This is a genomic window from Cupriavidus sp. FW305-3-2-15-C-LB2, assembly GCF_058787575.1.
Genome location: NZ_JBYSZW010000038.1, coordinates 61,825 through 77,207, shown reverse-complemented (window position 1 = coordinate 77,207; position 15,383 = coordinate 61,825). Strand labels below are relative to the sequence as shown.

15 protein-coding genes and 1 tRNA gene are annotated in these 15,383 nt (G+C 67.4%); 7 read left to right on the top strand and 9 right to left on the bottom strand.

All coding sequences use genetic code 11. The features are described 5' to 3' along the window. Positions 1-19: 19 nt before the first annotated feature. From kynB to kynA, 3 genes are read left to right on the top strand one after another with little or no spacing between them, the layout of a single operon-like run. A complete protein-coding gene (kynB, locus tag AC3WRR_RS24485) occupies positions 20-670 on the top strand; it encodes an arylformamidase (RefSeq protein ID WP_010813723.1) in 651 nt (216 codons plus the stop codon). 35 nt (positions 671-705) lie between these two features. Then, on the top strand, positions 706-1,962 hold the full coding sequence (gene kynU / locus AC3WRR_RS24480; protein ID WP_492298354.1) for a kynureninase: 1,257 nt from the start codon (positions 706-708) through the stop codon (positions 1,960-1,962). A 13-nt stretch (positions 1,963-1,975) separates the two neighbouring features. Further along, positions 1,976-2,860 carry a tryptophan 2,3-dioxygenase gene (gene kynA, locus AC3WRR_RS24475; RefSeq protein ID WP_439670859.1) on the top strand — a complete coding sequence of 295 codons (885 nt, stop codon included), beginning with the start codon at positions 1,976-1,978 and terminating at the stop codon, positions 2,858-2,860. A 25-nt stretch (positions 2,861-2,885) separates the two neighbouring features. Here the strand turns inward: kynA and AC3WRR_RS24470 are convergent, their stop codons facing one another. Then, positions 2,886-3,695, bottom strand: coding sequence for an IclR family transcriptional regulator (locus AC3WRR_RS24470; protein WP_010813726.1), 810 nt, complete (start codon positions 3,693-3,695; stop codon positions 2,886-2,888). 248 nt (positions 3,696-3,943) lie between these two features. Here AC3WRR_RS24470 and AC3WRR_RS24465 point away from each other — a divergent pair, with 248 nt between their 5' ends. Then, positions 3,944-5,137, top strand: coding sequence for an acyl-CoA dehydrogenase (locus AC3WRR_RS24465; protein ID WP_010813727.1), 1,194 nt, complete (start codon positions 3,944-3,946; stop codon positions 5,135-5,137). A gap of 151 nt (positions 5,138-5,288) precedes the next feature. On the opposite strand, the gene AC3WRR_RS24460 is transcribed toward AC3WRR_RS24465, so the two are convergent. Beyond that, positions 5,289-5,927, bottom strand: a complete 639-nt coding sequence (locus tag AC3WRR_RS24460) for a peroxiredoxin (RefSeq protein ID WP_010813728.1) — start codon at positions 5,925-5,927, stop codon at positions 5,289-5,291. Between the two features lie 256 nt (positions 5,928-6,183). On the opposite strand from AC3WRR_RS24460, the gene AC3WRR_RS24455 reads away from it, so the two are divergent. The 3 genes from AC3WRR_RS24455 (at position 6,184) to AC3WRR_RS24445 (ending at position 7,562) form a co-directional block, all read left to right on the top strand. Next, the gene (locus tag AC3WRR_RS24455; RefSeq protein ID WP_010813729.1) at positions 6,184-6,510 is read left to right on the top strand and encodes an ElaB/YgaM/YqjD family protein; all 327 of its coding nucleotides are present in this window, start codon (positions 6,184-6,186) and stop codon (positions 6,508-6,510) included. Between the two features lie 168 nt (positions 6,511-6,678). Beyond that, entirely contained in the window at positions 6,679-7,059 is a 381-nt protein-coding gene (locus tag AC3WRR_RS24450; RefSeq protein WP_010813730.1) for a phage holin family protein, read from the top strand. Next, a complete protein-coding gene (locus AC3WRR_RS24445; RefSeq protein WP_011615846.1) occupies positions 7,056-7,562 on the top strand; it encodes a DUF3318 domain-containing protein in 507 nt (168 codons plus the stop codon). The genes AC3WRR_RS24450 and AC3WRR_RS24445 overlap by 4 nt, the downstream gene beginning before the upstream one ends. A 21-nt stretch (positions 7,563-7,583) precedes the next feature. On the opposite strand, the gene AC3WRR_RS24440 is transcribed toward AC3WRR_RS24445, so the two are convergent. From AC3WRR_RS24440 to tolB, 7 genes are all read right to left on the bottom strand, one after another. Further along, on the bottom strand, positions 7,584-10,484 hold the full coding sequence (locus AC3WRR_RS24440; RefSeq protein WP_492298351.1) for an EAL domain-containing protein: 2,901 nt from the start codon (positions 10,482-10,484) through the stop codon (positions 7,584-7,586). 119 nt (positions 10,485-10,603) lie between these two features. Continuing rightward, positions 10,604-10,679, bottom strand: a tRNA-Lys gene (locus tag AC3WRR_RS24435). Positions 10,680-10,735: 56 nt separating this feature from the next. Then, positions 10,736-11,851 carry a YeeE/YedE family protein gene (locus tag AC3WRR_RS24430; protein ID WP_010813733.1) on the bottom strand — a complete coding sequence of 372 codons (1,116 nt, stop codon included), beginning with the start codon at positions 11,849-11,851 and terminating at the stop codon, positions 10,736-10,738. 26 nt (positions 11,852-11,877) lie between these two features. Further along, positions 11,878-12,561: a 7-cyano-7-deazaguanine synthase QueC gene (gene queC / locus AC3WRR_RS24425; RefSeq protein WP_011615849.1), complete on the bottom strand. Its 684-nt coding sequence runs from the start codon at positions 12,559-12,561 to the stop codon at positions 11,878-11,880. Between the two features lie 127 nt (positions 12,562-12,688). Continuing rightward, entirely contained in the window at positions 12,689-13,447 is a 759-nt protein-coding gene (gene ybgF / locus AC3WRR_RS24420) for a tol-pal system protein YbgF (RefSeq protein WP_010813735.1), read from the bottom strand. A 24-nt stretch (positions 13,448-13,471) separates the two neighbouring features. Further along, positions 13,472-13,978, bottom strand: a complete 507-nt coding sequence (pal, locus tag AC3WRR_RS24415) for a peptidoglycan-associated lipoprotein Pal (protein WP_010813736.1) — start codon at positions 13,976-13,978, stop codon at positions 13,472-13,474. Positions 13,979-13,993: 15 nt separating this feature from the next. Beyond that, positions 13,994-15,367: a Tol-Pal system beta propeller repeat protein TolB gene (tolB, locus tag AC3WRR_RS24410; RefSeq protein WP_454751172.1), complete on the bottom strand. Its 1,374-nt coding sequence runs from the start codon at positions 15,365-15,367 to the stop codon at positions 13,994-13,996. Positions 15,368-15,383 lie beyond the last annotated feature (16 nt).

Genomic DNA, 15,383 nt, shown 5'->3' with positions numbered 1-15,383 from the left:
AAGGGCGCCGCGCACCCTTATGACCGCCCCCAATCAAGACCCGCGCCGGCTGTGGGACATCAGCCCGCCGCTCTCCCCCGCCACCCCGGTCTGGCCCGGCGACACGCCGTTCCAGCAGCAGCCGGCCTGGCAGATGGACGAGCACTGCCCGGTGAATGTCGGCCGCATCACGCTGTCGCCGCACACTGGCGCGCATGCCGATGCACCGCTGCACTACGCCGCCGACGGCGCGCCGATCGGCGCCGTGCCGCTCACGCCCTACCTCGGCACCTGCCGCGTGATCCATTGCATCGGCGCCTCGCCGGTGGTCGAGCCGCGCCATATCGAACACGCGCTGGCCGGCCTGCCGCCGCGCGTGCTGCTGCGCACCTACCGGCAGGCGCCGCTGGCGCAGTGGGACCCGCACTTCTGCGCAGTCGCGGCCGAGACCATCGCGCTGCTGGCCGCGCACGGCGTGCAGCTGGTGGGCATCGACACACCGTCGCTGGACCCGCAGGAATCCAAGACCATGGACGCGCACAACGCCGTGCGCAGGCACGGGCTCGCCATCCTGGAAGGCATCGTGCTGGATGAGGTCGATGCCGGCGACTACGAACTGATCGCGCTGCCGCTGCGCTTTGCCGGGCTCGACGCCAGCCCGGTGCGCGCGGTGCTGCGCAGCCTCGACTGAACCATTCCCGAACAACCCCTGGCCAATCCCACGACATGACGACATTTGACCGCGAGCACTGTATCCGGCTCGACCAGCAAGACCCGCTGCGCCCGCTGCGCGACCAGTTCGCTCTGCCCGAGGGCGTGATCTACCTCGACGGCAACTCGCTGGGCGCGCGCCCGCGCGCCGCCGCCGCTCGCGCCGCCCAGGTGGTGGCCGAGGAATGGGGCGAGGGCCTGATCCGCAGCTGGAACACCGCCGGCTGGTTCGAGCTGCCGCAGCGGCTGGGCAACAAGCTGGCCCCGCTGGTCGGCGCCGGCCAGGATGAGGTGGTGGTGACCGATACCACTTCGATCAACCTGTTCAAGGTGCTGGCCGCGGCGCTGCGCGTGCAGCAGACGCGCGACCCGGCGCGCAAGGTGATCGTGTCGGAGGCCAGCAACTTCCCCACCGACCTGTACATCGCGCAAGGCCTGGCCGACCTGCTGCAGCAGGGCTATTCGCTGCGCCTGGTCAATTCGCCGGCCGAGATCGACGCCGCCGTCGGCGCCGACACCGCCGTGCTGATGCTCACGCACGTCAACTACAAGACCGGCGAGATGCTGGACATGGCCTCGCTGACCGAACTCGCCCACGCCCGCGGCGCGCTCACGGTGTGGGACCTGTGCCACTCCGCCGGCGCGGTGCCGGTCAACCTGAAGGCGGCCGGGGCCGACTACGCCATCGGCTGCACCTACAAGTACCTGAACGGCGGCCCGGGTTCGCCCGCCTTCGTGTGGGTCGCGCCGGCGCTGCGCGATGCCTTCTGGCAGCCGCTGTCGGGTTGGTGGGGCCATGCCGCGCCGTTCGCGATGGATCCGCAGTATCGCCCGGTGGAAGGCGTGCGCCGCTTCCTGTGCGGCACGCAGCCTGTGACCTCGCTGGCGATGGTCGAATGCGGCCTGGACATCTTCGCCCAGACCAATGTGCAGGTGCTGCGCGCCAAGTCACTGCTGCTGACCGACCTGTTCATCGAACTGGTGGAGGCGCGCTGCGGCCACCACCCGCTGACGCTGGTCACGCCGCGCGAGCACGCGCGCCGCGGCAGCCAGGTCAGCCTGGAGCACCCGGACGGCTATGCGCTGGTGCAGGCCCTGATCGAGCGCGGCGTGATCGGCGATTACCGCGAGCCGCGCATCGCCCGCTTCGGCTTCACGCCGCTGTACACCAGCTTCGCCGAGGTGTGGGATGCTGTGGAAATCCTGCGCGACGTGCTGGACAGCGGCGCCTATCGCGACGCGCGCTTCCAGACGCGCGGCCAGGTGACCTGATCGGGAGCGCATCATGAGTGAATTCAAGGGATGCCCCTTCTCCGGCGCTGCCAGCGAGGCAGGCACGAAAGCACAGGGCGAGGGCTGGCACGGCGCGCAGATGGACTTCGCCAAGGACATGAGCTATGGCGACTATCTCGGCCTGGACCAGATCCTGAGCGCGCAGCATCCGCTGTCGCCGGACCACAACGAGATGCTGTTTATCGTGCAGCACCAGACCACCGAGCTGTGGATGAAGCTGATGCTGCACGAGCTGCGCGCCGCGCGCGAGTCGGTCAAGGCCGACAGCCTGCCGCCGGCGTTCAAGATGCTGACGCGGGTGTCGCGCATCATGGACCAGCTGGTGCAGGCGTGGAACGTGCTGGCGACGATGACGCCGCCGGAGTATTCCGCGATGCGGCCTTACCTGGGGATGTCGTCGGGCTTCCAGTCGTTCCAGTATCGCGAGATCGAGTTCATTCTCGGCAACAAGAACGCGGCCATGCTGAAACCGCATGCGCACCGGCCGGAGCACCTGGCCTTGGTGGAGACCGCGCTGAAGACGCCGTCGCTTTATGACGAGGCGATCCGGCTGATGGCGCGGCGTGGTTTTGCGGTCGATGCGGATTGCGTGGAGCGCGACTGGACCCAGCCGACTGCGTACAACGCCTCGGTCGAGGCGGCGTGGCTGGAGATCTATCGCAATCCGTCGGCGCACTGGGAACTGTACGAGCTCGGCGAGAAGTTCGTGGACCTGGAGGATTCGTTCCGCCAGTGGCGCTTCCGCCATGTGACCACGGTCGAACGCGTGATCGGCTTCAAGCGCGGCACCGGCGGCACCGAGGGCGTCAGCTACCTGCGCAAGATGCTGGACGTGGTGCTGTTCCCGGAACTGTGGAAGCTGCGCACGGACCTGTAACGCCTGCGCGCGTCGGACCTGGCCGTCACCCCGCCGGGTCCGACAACCTTGCCGCCAGCGCCCGCAACGCCGGCGCCAGCGTCTGGTGGAACACCGACTCATCCACCGCCCCATAGGAGGCACTGCAACTCAGCATGTGCAGCTCCTTCTCCCCCACCGGCCGGAACGCCACCGCACACGCATGGATGGCCGGATGCCAGTCGCGGAACGACGCCGCATAGCCGCGCTGCTGCGCCTCGGCCAGGGCCGCGCGCGTGGCCGTCTCCTGCTGCTTCCACTGCTCCGGAAAAGCCTGGCTGAACTCAGCCATGACCCGCTCGCGCCGCGCCGCCGGCAGCGCGGCCAGGTATGCCCGCCCCATCGAACTGGACACCAGCGACAGCCGCGAGCCCACGCCCAGCCCCAGCATCACGCCCGCATCGTTGCGGATCGATTCCAGGTAGATCACTTCCATGCGCTCGCGCTTGCCCAGCGAGACCGAGACCCCGTATGACTGCGCGAACGCCAACATATGCGGCCGCGCCAGCGACACCACGTCCGACGCCGACAGGTAGGCATAGCCCAGCGCCAGCACGCCGGCATCCAGCGCGTACTTGCCCAGGCTTTCGTCATAGCGCAGGTAACCGAGCTGCACCAGCGTGCCGGCCAGCCGGCTCACCGTGGCCTTGGGGAAGCCGGTGCGGCGCACGAAGTCCTGGTTGCCGAGCATTGCCTCGCCGGTGCGGAAGCAGCGCATCAGCTCCAGCCCGCGCGCCAGCGCGGTGACGAAGTTGGGATCGCTGTCGCGCACCGGCGCGGGCGGCGTGGCATCGGGAGAAAGTGGCGGACTGGTCAAGGCGGCTCCTCTCAGGTCGGCGGTTGTCCGCTCATCGCACAAAGGCATGGGTGTCGGGGGGTTTTGCCTGTTGCACGGCAAAACCATTGCGATATACTAATTCAACGGAACACAGTTCCGCAATGCGGAACCACAAAAACCCTCCGCGAAGATCACCGAACCCGTCATGATTCCCGGAAGCGCCGGTGCGGCAAGCGACCATTCGCCCCGCCCCCGATGCTTCCCCCGCGCTACCGAAGGAGACCTGCATGGCTGCCAACGCCGAATTCCACTGGGCCGACCCCCTGCTGCTGGACCAGCAACTGACCGCCGACGAGCGCATGGTGCGCGACGCCGCCGCGGCGTACTGCCAGGACAAGCTGATGCCGCGCGTGCTGCAGTCGTTCCGCAACGAGAAGACCGACGTGGAGATCTTCCGCGAGATGGGCGAACTGGGCCTGCTCGGCCCCACCATCCCGGAGCAATACGGCGGCCCGGGCCTGAACTACGTCAGCTACGGCCTGATCGCGCGTGAAGTCGAGCGCGTCGATTCGGGCTACCGCTCGATGATGAGCGTGCAGTCGTCGCTGGTGATGGTGCCGATCTTTGAATTCGGCACCGAAGCGCAGAAGCAGAAGTACCTGCCCAAGCTGGCCACCGGCGAATGGATCGGCTGCTTCGGCCTGACCGAGCCGAACCACGGCTCCGACCCGGGCTCGATGGTCACTCGCGCCAAGAAGGTCGACGGCGGCTATGAGCTGACCGGCGCCAAGATGTGGATCACCAACTCGCCGATCGCCGACGTGTTCGTGGTCTGGGCCAAGCTGCAAGGCGACGACGGCAAGGAAGCGATCCGCGGCTTTATCCTCGAAAAGGGCTGGAAGGGCCTGTCGGCACCTGCCATCCACGGCAAGGTCGGCCTGCGCACCTCGATCACCGGCGAAATCGTGCTGGACCAGGTGTTCGTGCCGGAAGAGAACATCATGCCGGGCGTGAGCGGCCTGAAGGGCCCGTTCACGTGCCTGAACTCGGCCCGCTACGGCATCGCCTGGGGCGCGCTGGGCGCCGCCGAATTCTGCTGGCACACCGCGCGCCAGTACACCCTGGACCGCAAGCAGTTCGGCCGCCCGCTGGCCGCCACGCAGCTGGTGCAGAAGAAGCTGGCCGACATGCAGACCGAGATCACGCTCGGCCTGCAAGGCTGCCTGCGCCTGGGCCGCATGAAGGACGAAGGCACCGCCGCGGTGGAAATCACCTCGATCATGAAGCGCAACTCGTGCGGCAAGTCGCTCGACATCGCCCGCGTGGCGCGCGACATGCTGGGCGGCAACGGCATCTCGGATGAGTTCGGCGTGATCCGCCACGTGGTGAACCTGGAGGTGGTCAACACCTATGAAGGCACCCACGACATCCACGCGCTGATCCTGGGCCGCGCCCAGACCGGCCTGCAGGCCTTCTTCTGATCGTCATCCGCGACTTGCGCACAGGCTCTCCGCAGTAAAAAGGCCCGGCTGTAAGGCCGGGCCAAGCACACTACCAAGGAGACGACGAGGCTGCCCCCGTCGATAAAACACCTGTCCTGCACGCCGGCCCCGCCTTCACGCGGGGCCGCGTTCATTTGTTGGGTTGGGGCGTCAGGCGCAGGTACGGACGCACCGCCTGGTAGCCCTTGGGGAATTTCTCGCGGATCACCGCCTCGTCCTTCAGCGAGGGCACGATCACCACGTCGTCGCCGTCCTGCCAGTTGCCCGGCGTGGCCACGCTGTGGTTGTCGGTCAGCTGCAGCGAGTCGATCACGCGCAGGATCTCGTTGAAATTGCGCCCGGTGCTGGCCGGATAGGTGATGATCAGCCGCACCTTCTTCTTCGGGTCGATGATGAACAGCGAGCGCACCGTCAGGGTCTCGTTCGCGTTCGGGTGGATCATGTCGTAGAGTTGCGACACCTTGCGGTCGCCATCGGCCAGGATCGGGAAGTTGACCGTGGTCGACTGAGTCTCGTTGATATCCTGGATCCAGCCGCGGTGCGAGTCCACGTTGTCCACCGACAACGCGATCGCCTTGACGCCGCGGCGTGCGAATTCATCCTTCAGCTTCGCGGTCAGGCCCAGCTCGGTGGTGCACACCGGGGTGTAGTCGGCCGGGTGCGAGAACAGCACGCCCCAGCTGTCGCCAAGCCACGCATGGAAGCGGATGCGGCCTTCGCTCGAATCCTGCTCGAAGTCCGGGGCGATATCGCCAAGACGCAAAGCCATGTTCTGTTCTCCTGATTTCGGGGTGGAACCAGAGTATCCGGATTGATATCCAACCCAAACGAATATAAAGTCACTACAAAATCACTCGAAGTCATAAAGACATTTTGTGACATTGATCACGCGTGCTTTCCGGCATGCTTGCGATACCAGGCACTGCAGAGTCGCGCTTGCTGGCGTGTAGCCTTGAAACCACCGCCGCCCGCCACATATGCTAAGTATCAGACCGACAAATGCCGTTAGCCTCGGAGCGTAGAAAATGTCAGAATCCGCACAAACCGAACCAACCGCCCGCAAACAGGAGAAACTGATGAGCGATGTCAAGACCGTTCTGTCCGACGCCGAGGAACTGCTGAAGCAAGCCGCCTCGACCACCGGGGAAAAGGCCGCCGAACTGCGCGAGCGTGGCATGGGCCTGCTCAAGCAAGCCAAGGAAAAGGCCCAGGACCTGCAAGACGCCGTCGTGACCAAGAGCAAGGCCGCGGCACGCGCCACCGACGACTACGTGCATGACCACCCGTGGCGCGCCGTGGGCGTGGCGGCCGGCGTAGGCCTGCTGATCGGTCTGCTGCTGAACCGCAAGTAAGCGATTCCAACCCGGCGCGGCATGCTGGTGCCGCGCCTGAGCGGCAACCCGGTCATCGGGTTGCCAGTGGCCGGGGCTGGCGGCACGCCATGGCGCCAAACCCGGCCCCGCCTGCTGGAAAGGCGCGTACGGCCTCGCCGTCGCGCCGCTCTTTCACGCCGGAGCCGCATGAGCGAATCTCCCCCTTCCCCCAAGTTCCTCGAATCCGTGCGCAACCTGGCCGGCTCGCTGGTGGCAATGATCCAGACCCGCCTCGAACTCGCCAGCGTGGAGCTTGCCGAGGAACGCACGCGCCTGATGAAGGTCGCGCTGCTGGCCTGCTTCGGCCTGGTGTTCTTTGGCATCGGGCTGGTCACCCTGACCGGGCTGATCGCCATCCTGTTCTGGGACACCTACCGCTGGCAGGCACTGGGCGCACTGACGGTCCTTTATCTCGTGCTGTGCGCGATTTGCCTCGCGTACGCACGCAACCTGGTGCGCAACGCCCCGCCGATGCTGGAGGCCACGCTCGCCGAAATCGACAAAGACCGGGAGATCCTGCGCCGATGAGCCCCCTGGAACCCGACCACAGCGCTGCCGGACACGACCGCCGCAATCACCCGCGGCGGGCCCGGTTCACGCAAGAGGTGCGCCTGCCGCTGGCGGTGCGCAAGGAACTGCTGCTGACCCGCGCCGCGCTGGAACGCTACGACTGCCTGCAGGCCCTGCATGAGGTGCGGGGTGGCGCGCACCGCCTGGGCACTATTGGCCATTGGCTGCCGCGCATCGCCCGTCCGGGGTCGTGGATGAAAGTGGTCGGCATGACCAAGGACTACCCGCTGCTGAGCACCGTATTGACGCTGGCGCTGCCGCTGGTCAAGCGCACGCCGGTGCTGCGCTGGACCTGGAAGCTGTCCAAGGTCGGCCTGGCAGCCGGCGCCGCCTACTGGGTGTACAACACCTGGCGCGAGGCCAGGCACCAGGCCGTGCCACCCGCAACCGCGCCGACGCCCGCGCCGGCCGGCACCCCGCCCGGCGCCGATACCGGCTTCCGCGATCCGCTCGTTCCCTGACCCGCCGCCGCGCCAGGCGGCTCAGCCCGCCAGCGCCAGCGCCGGCCGGTCACCGGCCTTGGGATCCGCCGGGGCAAACGGCACCGGCGAAGCAATGTGGTAGCCCTGCACCAGGTCCACGCCCAGCTCGCGCAGCCGTTCGAGCATGGCCTCGCCCTCAACGAATTCCGCAATGGTCTGCTTGCCCATGGCGTGGCCGATGCGCTGGATCACCTCCACCATCACCAGGTTGACCGGGTCGGCCAGCATGTCGCGCACGAAGCTGCCGTCGATCTTCAGGTAGGCCGCCGGCAGGTGCTTGAGATAGGTGAACGACGACATGCCCGCGCCGAAGTCATCCAGCGCAAACTTGCAGCCCAGCTGCTGCAACTGCAGGATGAACGCGCCGGCCTGTGCCAGGTTGGAGATCGCCGCGGTTTCCGTGATCTCGAAGCAGATGCCGTCCAGCGCGATGCCGAAGCGCTGCGCCTGCTCGCGCACGAAATCGGGAAACTGGAGGTCCGCCAGCGACGAGCCTGACAGGTTGATCGCGCAGGTGGCAATCTCCGCCTGCCGTCCCGCCAGGGTGCCAAACGCGGTCTCGACCACCCAGCGGTCGATCATCGGCATCAGGTTGTAGCGCTCGCAGGCCGGCACGAAGGCCATCGGCGGCACCAGCCGGCCGCGTTCATCGACCATGCGCAGCAGCAGTTCCACATGACGGCCCGTCTGCGGCAGTGCGCCATCGTGCGCCGGCACGATCTCCTGCGAGTACAGGCAGAAGCGGCCAGCCGCCAGCGCCGCATGCACGCGGCTGACCCACTCCATCTCGCCGTGGCGCGCCTGCACCACGCTGTCCAGCGGATGGTAGACCTGCACACGGTTGCGCCCGCCCTCCTTGGCCACATAGCAGGCCGCGTCGGCCGCGCTCAGCGCCTCGGCGACGTTGACGGTCTGGCGATCCAGCGTCACCAGGCCGATGCTGACACCCAGCGTGAAGGTGCGCTGGCGATGCGCAAAGCGGAAACAGGCAATGGCGTGGCGCAAGGCCTCGGCCACGCGTTCGCCGTCGGCGTGGCCGCATTGCTCCAGCAGCACGCCGAACTCGTCGCCGCCCAGCCGGGCCAGCGTGTCGCTGAGGCGCAGCTGGCTGCGCATGACCTCAGCCATCTGCCGGATCAGTTCGTCGCCGGCGGCATGGCCGCAAGTGTCGTTGACCACCTTGAACTGGTCCAGGTCCAGGTACATCAGCGTATGGGTAGTGCCCTGCACCCGTGCCCGCGTGATCGCCGCGTCCAGCCGGCGCTCGAACTCGGCGCGGTTGACCAGGCCGGTCAGCGCATCGTGGCTGGCCTCGTACGCGAGCCGCGCCGCATGGGCGCGTTCCTGGCTGATATCGTGCAGCACCACCACCACGCCGATGGCCTGCGCGGCACGGTCGCGGATCAGCGCCACCGATGGCTTGACCGCCAGCGCCTGTCCGGGCAGCCCGGACACATCGCGCTGCACCAGCTGCGCCGACCGGCTGCGCCAGCGCTGCCGCAACGCCAGCGTGACAATATCGGGCAGCGGCGCCAGGCTTTCCTCGTCACGCAGCACGCACACGCTGCTCAGCGGCAGGCCGCGGGCGTCGGCTTCGCGCCAGCCGGTCAGGGCCTCGGCCGCGGGATTGAGCGATTCCACGCGCCCCCACACATCGGCTGTCACCACCGCGTCGCCGATGGCCTGCAGCGTGACCTGGGCGCGCTCCTTCTCGGCAAAGAGCTGGGTCTCGTAGCGCTTGTGGTCGGAAATATCCGTGAGCGACCCCGCCATGCGCGCGCGCCGGCGCCCCGCCCCGCGCACCAGCCGGCCGCGGGCGCGCACCCACAGGTAATCGCCGGCGCGGTTGCGCAGGCGGAATTCGGCGTCGTAGGGCTCGCCGCTGCGCAGGTGGTGGGCCAGCTTGGCCTCGAAGGCTGCCAGCTCGGAAGGATGCAGCAGGCCCAGCACGGTTTCGCGCGCATGCGGCAGTTCGGCGTCCTGGTAGCCCAGCATCTGCGCGCAGCGCGGCGAGAAGTACAGCTCGCCGCGGCCGAGATGCCAGTCCCACAGGCCGTCGTTGCTGCCCTCCACCGCCAGCTGCAGCTGCTCTTCGCGCTGCGCCAGCGCCTCGCGCAGCCGGCGCTCGCGCCGCAGCGGCGCCACCGACAGCAGGATCGCCGACATCAGCAGCGCGGCCGCCATCACCGCGCTGCCGGTGGTCAGCAGCCGCGTCACGCGGCGCGAGGCCTGGCCCAGATGGCCCGAAAAGGCCCGCTCCAGCGGCGTCAGCCTGGCGTCGATCTGCACAATATTGCGCAGCACCGGCGCCACGCACTCATCCCCGCAGCCGGGCTGGCTGGTCAGCCGGCGCAGGGTCAGTGCCTGTTCGTGCAGCGCAGAGATCTCGATGTCGCCCGCGGCCCACACGCGGATCGCGGCATCGACCTCCTGGATATGGCGGAAATTCCGGTAGAGCCGCACCATCCGCGCAATGTCTTCGGGGTGGTTGCCGCCGGCAAGCAGCCCTTCATGGATGCGCTCCAGGTCAGGCTCGTCGCGGTCGAGCTCCAGGCGCGCGCGGTGGTCGCCCAGCGGGATCGCGATCGACTCCAGGTATGCCTCGAAATCCGCCGGATCGCGATCCTCGCCGTAGCGCAGCAGGTGCAGCACGGCATTCTTCTGGCCCCTGGACCACTGGCTCTCGCCCGCGACAAAGGCGCGCGCGGCCGACAACAGGTCCAGGCTGGCGATGCTGAACAACGCCAGCGCAACGACCACCGGTACGAACGGCCAGATAATGCGCAGCACGTGCCCGCTGGCCGGCAAGGAAACGCCTGCTTGCCGCATAGGGTCTTGTTGGTGGGCCGTGTCTCGCGGCCGTTCTGATGGACCGCGGTCAACACGCCGCGGCTGGCCCATTGTGCTGCGCAGGCAGGCCTAAGTCTCTACCTCGAACTAGTTAAAGGCCTCCCCCGTTAGCGGGGCATGCCAGACGCAAAAAAGGGCCTGTGGCTTGCGCCACAGGCCCCTCGTAATACTGGTGGGTCGTGCGTGACTCGAACACGCGACCAACGGATTAAAAGTCCGCTGCTCTACCGACTGAGCTAACGACCCGAAAAAACAGAACCGCGATTATAGGGATGCGGTTCTCGATGTGTCAAGCACGCTCCTCAGGCCATGCGCTCCAGACGCCATATCTGGTAGCGGAATGCCAGCACTGCACCGGCCAGGATACCCGCCAGCGCGATAAACGAGCCAAGCGCCAGGGTCGACACACCCGACAGGCCCTGCCCGACCGTGCAGCCCAGCGCGGTCACGCCGCCCGCACCCATCAGGATGCCGCCGACCATATGGTTGGCGACGTCCTCGGCATTGCCGAAGCCTTCCCAGCGGAACGTGCGCGTGGCCAGGGCATAGGCCGCCGCGCCGGCGATCACGCCGAACACGCTGACGATGCCGACCGTCACCACCTTGCTCTTGTCGCTGAACATCATCAGCCAGTCGAGCGTGTAGGCATAGGGTGCGACAAAGCTCAGGCTTTCCATGCGGCCGCTGTTGGTCGAGACGAACAGTTCCTCAAGCGTATTGGGGTCTTCGGCTACATAGCCGAGGTGGCCCGAGACATACCACATTGCCACGATGATCAGCCCGACGCCGATGCCGCCAAGCAGGTTGTCGAACGAGCGGAAGCCGCGGCCCGCCAGCGCCCACAGCACCAGCACGCCGCCCAGCGCCAGGCCCAGGCCCAGCTGCAGCGCGCCGCGCGCGAGCCCCGTGCCCTGCGCCAGCATGGACGGCAGGTCTTGCGTAGTGGGCAGCGTCAGCGCCACCGCATCGACGGTATTCACTCGCACCACGCCGAACAGCCCGCGCAGCGTCATGTAGGCCGACAGGCCCAGGAAGACAAAGACCACCAGCGACTTCAGGTTGCCTGCGCCGATACGCACCAGCGTCTTGCTGCCGCAGCCCGACGCCAGCACCATGCCGAAGCCGAACATCAGCCCGCCGGCCAGCGCCGACAGCCAGCCCAGCTTGCTGGCGGTGTAGATGGTCTTGGTAGGGTCGATCGCGCCGGTCCAGGCCAGCACGCCGGTGCCGATCATGGCCACGCCGATCGCCAGCACCCACATGCGCATGCGGCTCCAGTCGCCCATGTTGACGATGTCAGAGACCGCGCCCATGGTGCAGAAGTGCGTGCGCTGCAGCACGGCGCCAAACAGGAAGGTCAGGATGAACGTGCTCAGCAGCACGGTGCGCGAGAGCGCGGCGAGGTCGATTTCAGGCATGTAGGGGCGTGGACGTCGGCTTGTGATCAGGCAGCGGCCTGGTAGCGGGTGGGATCGGGCACACCGGCGGCTTCAAAGCCGGCCCGGCGGATGCGGCACGAATCGCACACGCCGCAGGCGCGGCCGTCGTCGTCGGCCTGGTAGCACGACACCGTCAGGCTGTAGTCCACCCCCAGCGCGATGCCGGCGCGGATGATCTCGCCCTTGGTCATGTCGATGATGGGCGCATGCACGCGGAAGCGGTCGCCCTCGACCCCGGCCTTGGTGGCGAGGTTGGCCAGCGTCTCATAGGCCGCAACGTATTCCGGGCGGCAGTCCGGGTAACCGGAGTAGTCGACCGCGTTGGCGCCGAAGAACAGGTCGCGCCCGCCGACGGCCTCGGCCCAGCCGAGCGCCAGCGACAGCATGATGGTGTTGCGCGCCGGCACGTAGGTGACCGGGATGCCGTCGGAAGCGCCGTCGGTCGGCACCGCCAGCGCGTCGTCGGTCAGCGCCGAGCCGCCGAAGCGGCGCAGGTCCAGGTCGATGATCTCGTGGCGGGTGGCGCCCAGCGCGGCCGCCACGCGCCTGGCGGCTTCCAGCTCAGAGGAGTGGCGCTGGCCATAGCGCATCGACAGCGCATAGGTCTCGAAGCCCTGGGCGCGGGCCATGGCGAGTACGGTGGCGGAGTCTAGTCCGCCGGACAGCAGGACGATGGCGCGTTTGGTCATGATGGGAAGCGCGCCGCCTCGGCGCGCAAAAGATTCAGGCGAATCGGGTATTTTAGCGCGACCCAAGAAAAAGGCCCGCCGAAGCGGGCCTTGCAGACAGGACCGGGCAAGCCGGCCGCTTCCGGTGTTATTTCAACGTCTTCAGCCGGTTGCTGGCCGCCTGAGCGCCTTCGGTGCCCGGATACTTGGCCACCACCTGCTCCAGCGTCTTGCGCGCGGCCGCCTTCTGGCCGGACTCGAGCTGGTTGTTGGCGACCGCGATCATCGCGTCCGGCACCTTGGGATGCGTCGGGTTGTTATTGATCATCGTCTGCAGCACCGAGGTGGAGCCCTTGTAGTCGCGCTGCGCATACAGCGAGTTGCCGAGCCAGTACTGCGCCAGCGGCACGTACGGGCTCTGCGGGTACTTCTTGACGAAAGCCGAGAACGAACTCCCGGCGCTCTTGAAGTCGCCCGCCTGGAACTGCTTGAGCGCGGCATCGTATTCTGGCTTTTCGCCCGGCTGCGACAGGCCTTCGCGGCCTTCGACGGTGACCTGCTGCGGCTCGAATTTCTTCAGGCGCGCGTCCAGGTCGGCGTAGTAGTCCTTCTGCTGCTTCTGCAGCGTGTCCACCGTGTTCTGCAGCACTTCGTTCTGGCCGCGCAGCCGCGCCACTTCCTGGCGCAGGCCCTCGAGCTGGTTCTGCATGTCGAGCGTGGTACGGCTGTTCTGCTCGATGCGCTGCGTCGCGGTTGCCTGGAAACCGTTGAACTGGTCGCGCAGGCTGATGACCGCCTTGCGCGCCTCGTCATCATCGAACACTCCGGCATGCGCCTGCGACAGCGGCAGCATGCCGCCGCCGGCGACGGCGGCGAGCCACAACAGGGTGGAAACGCGTGCTTTCATGAAAGGCAGTCCAGAGATCAGAGATCAGTAGTTGATGTCCGCGCGGCGGTTTTCGGCCCACGAGGCTTCATCATGGCCGGTGGCCTTGGGCTTTTCCTTGCCCAGGCTGACGGCCTCCATCTGGCCGTCGGGCACGCCCATCGAAGCCAGCGAGCGGCGCACGGCTTCGGCGCGCTTCTGGCCCAGCGCCAGGTTGTACTCGCTGGTGCCGCGTTCGTCGGTGTTGCCCTGGATCAGGATCTTGCGGCCCTTGTTCGAGCCCAGGTACTTGGCGTGCTCGCCCAGCATGCCCTGGTAGTCGGACTTGACCGTGTAGCTGTCGAAGTCGAAGTACACGCTGCGCTTGGCCAGCGGGCTGTTCGGATCGTTGAGCGGATCGGCGGCCGTGACCGGGGTCACTGCGCGCGGATCGGCACCGGTGCCCGCGCCGGCACCGGCTTTGGCGGTGTCGTCCAGCTTGACGCCGGAGCTGCAGGCGCCAAGGGCCAGCAGTGCGGCAACGGCAAGGGTTTTGCTCATCAGTTGGGGCATGGTGAATGACTCCTGTTATTGCATGAAAGGACCCCAGGACGGCTCGCGAACATCGCCGGACTGGAGGGACAGAACCTGCCGGGTACGCCCGTCAGTGGAAACCGCCGCCAGCACCGCGCGACCGCCCACGCGGGTGGCATAGAGGATGTACTTGCCGTTGGCGGCAAAGCTGGGCGCTTCGTCGTTGGCCGTATCGGTCAGCGACGTCACGTCGCCGTTGCTCAGGTCCTGCAGCTGCAGCTTGAAGCCGCCCGCGCGCGAGATGTACGCCAGGTACTTGCCGTCCGGCGAAACCCGCGGGCTGACGTTGTAGCTGCCCTTGAAGGTGACACGTTGCGCACCGCCACCTTCCTCGCCGGAAGCGGGCATGCGGTAGACCTGCGGCGCACCGCCGCGGTCGCTGGTGAAGTAGATGCTCTTGCCGTCCGGAGAATACTGCGGCTCGGTGTCGATGGCGCTGCTGCGCGAGAGGCGGCGGATGCCGGAACCGTCGGCATTGACCTGGTAGACCTGGGTATTGCCGTCTCGCGACAGCGCCAGCGCCAGGTGCCGGCCATCAGGCGACCACGACGGCGCGCTGTTGTTGCCCTTCTGGTTCGACACCAGGGTGCGCTTGCCGCTGGCCAGGTCGTGCACATACACCACCGGCTTCTTGGCCTCGAACGAAACATAGGCCACGCGCGCGCCGTCCGGCGACCACGACGGCGAGATGATCGGCTCGTTGCTGGTCAGCGCCACCTGCGCGTTCTGGCCATCGGAGTCGGAAATCAGCAGCTGGTAGCGGCCACCGACCTTCGACACGTAGGACAGGCGCGTGGCAAACACGCCGCGCTCGCCGAGCAGCTTTTCATAGATGTAGTCGGCGATCTTGTGCGCGGTCACGCGCAGCTGGGACTGGTTGACGGTAAAGGCCAGCCCGCCCAGGCTCTGGCCCTTGACGGTGTCGTACAGGCGGAAGCGGACCTCATACTTGCCGCCGGCGGCCGGGGTCACGCTGCCGGCGACGAAGGCATCGGCGCCGCGCGACTTCCAGCTGCCCAGGTCGACATTGGCGGATTCCGCCACCGTGGCGCCGCCCGGATCGACATTGCGCAAGCGCCCGCTGCGCGCCAGGTCGGCGCGGATGATCGCGGTCAGGTTCTGCGGGGCCTGGGCCTCGCCCTGGAAGTTGGCGGTCGCAACCGGGATCTGGCTGGAGCCGACCCCGGAGATCTCAACGTTGAGTTGCGCGTGCGCGGCGCCGGCTGCCATCGTCATCGCCGCCGCCAGCCAGGCCATCAGCGCGCGGCGGCCGGCCAGCGGATGCCGGCCGATGGTGCGTTGGGATTCGGGTTGGGTTGCGTTGTGCCGCCTCGCGGACAGCCAGTTGGGGGCCCAAAGCTTTCGCATGCTGCTCCTCAGTCGA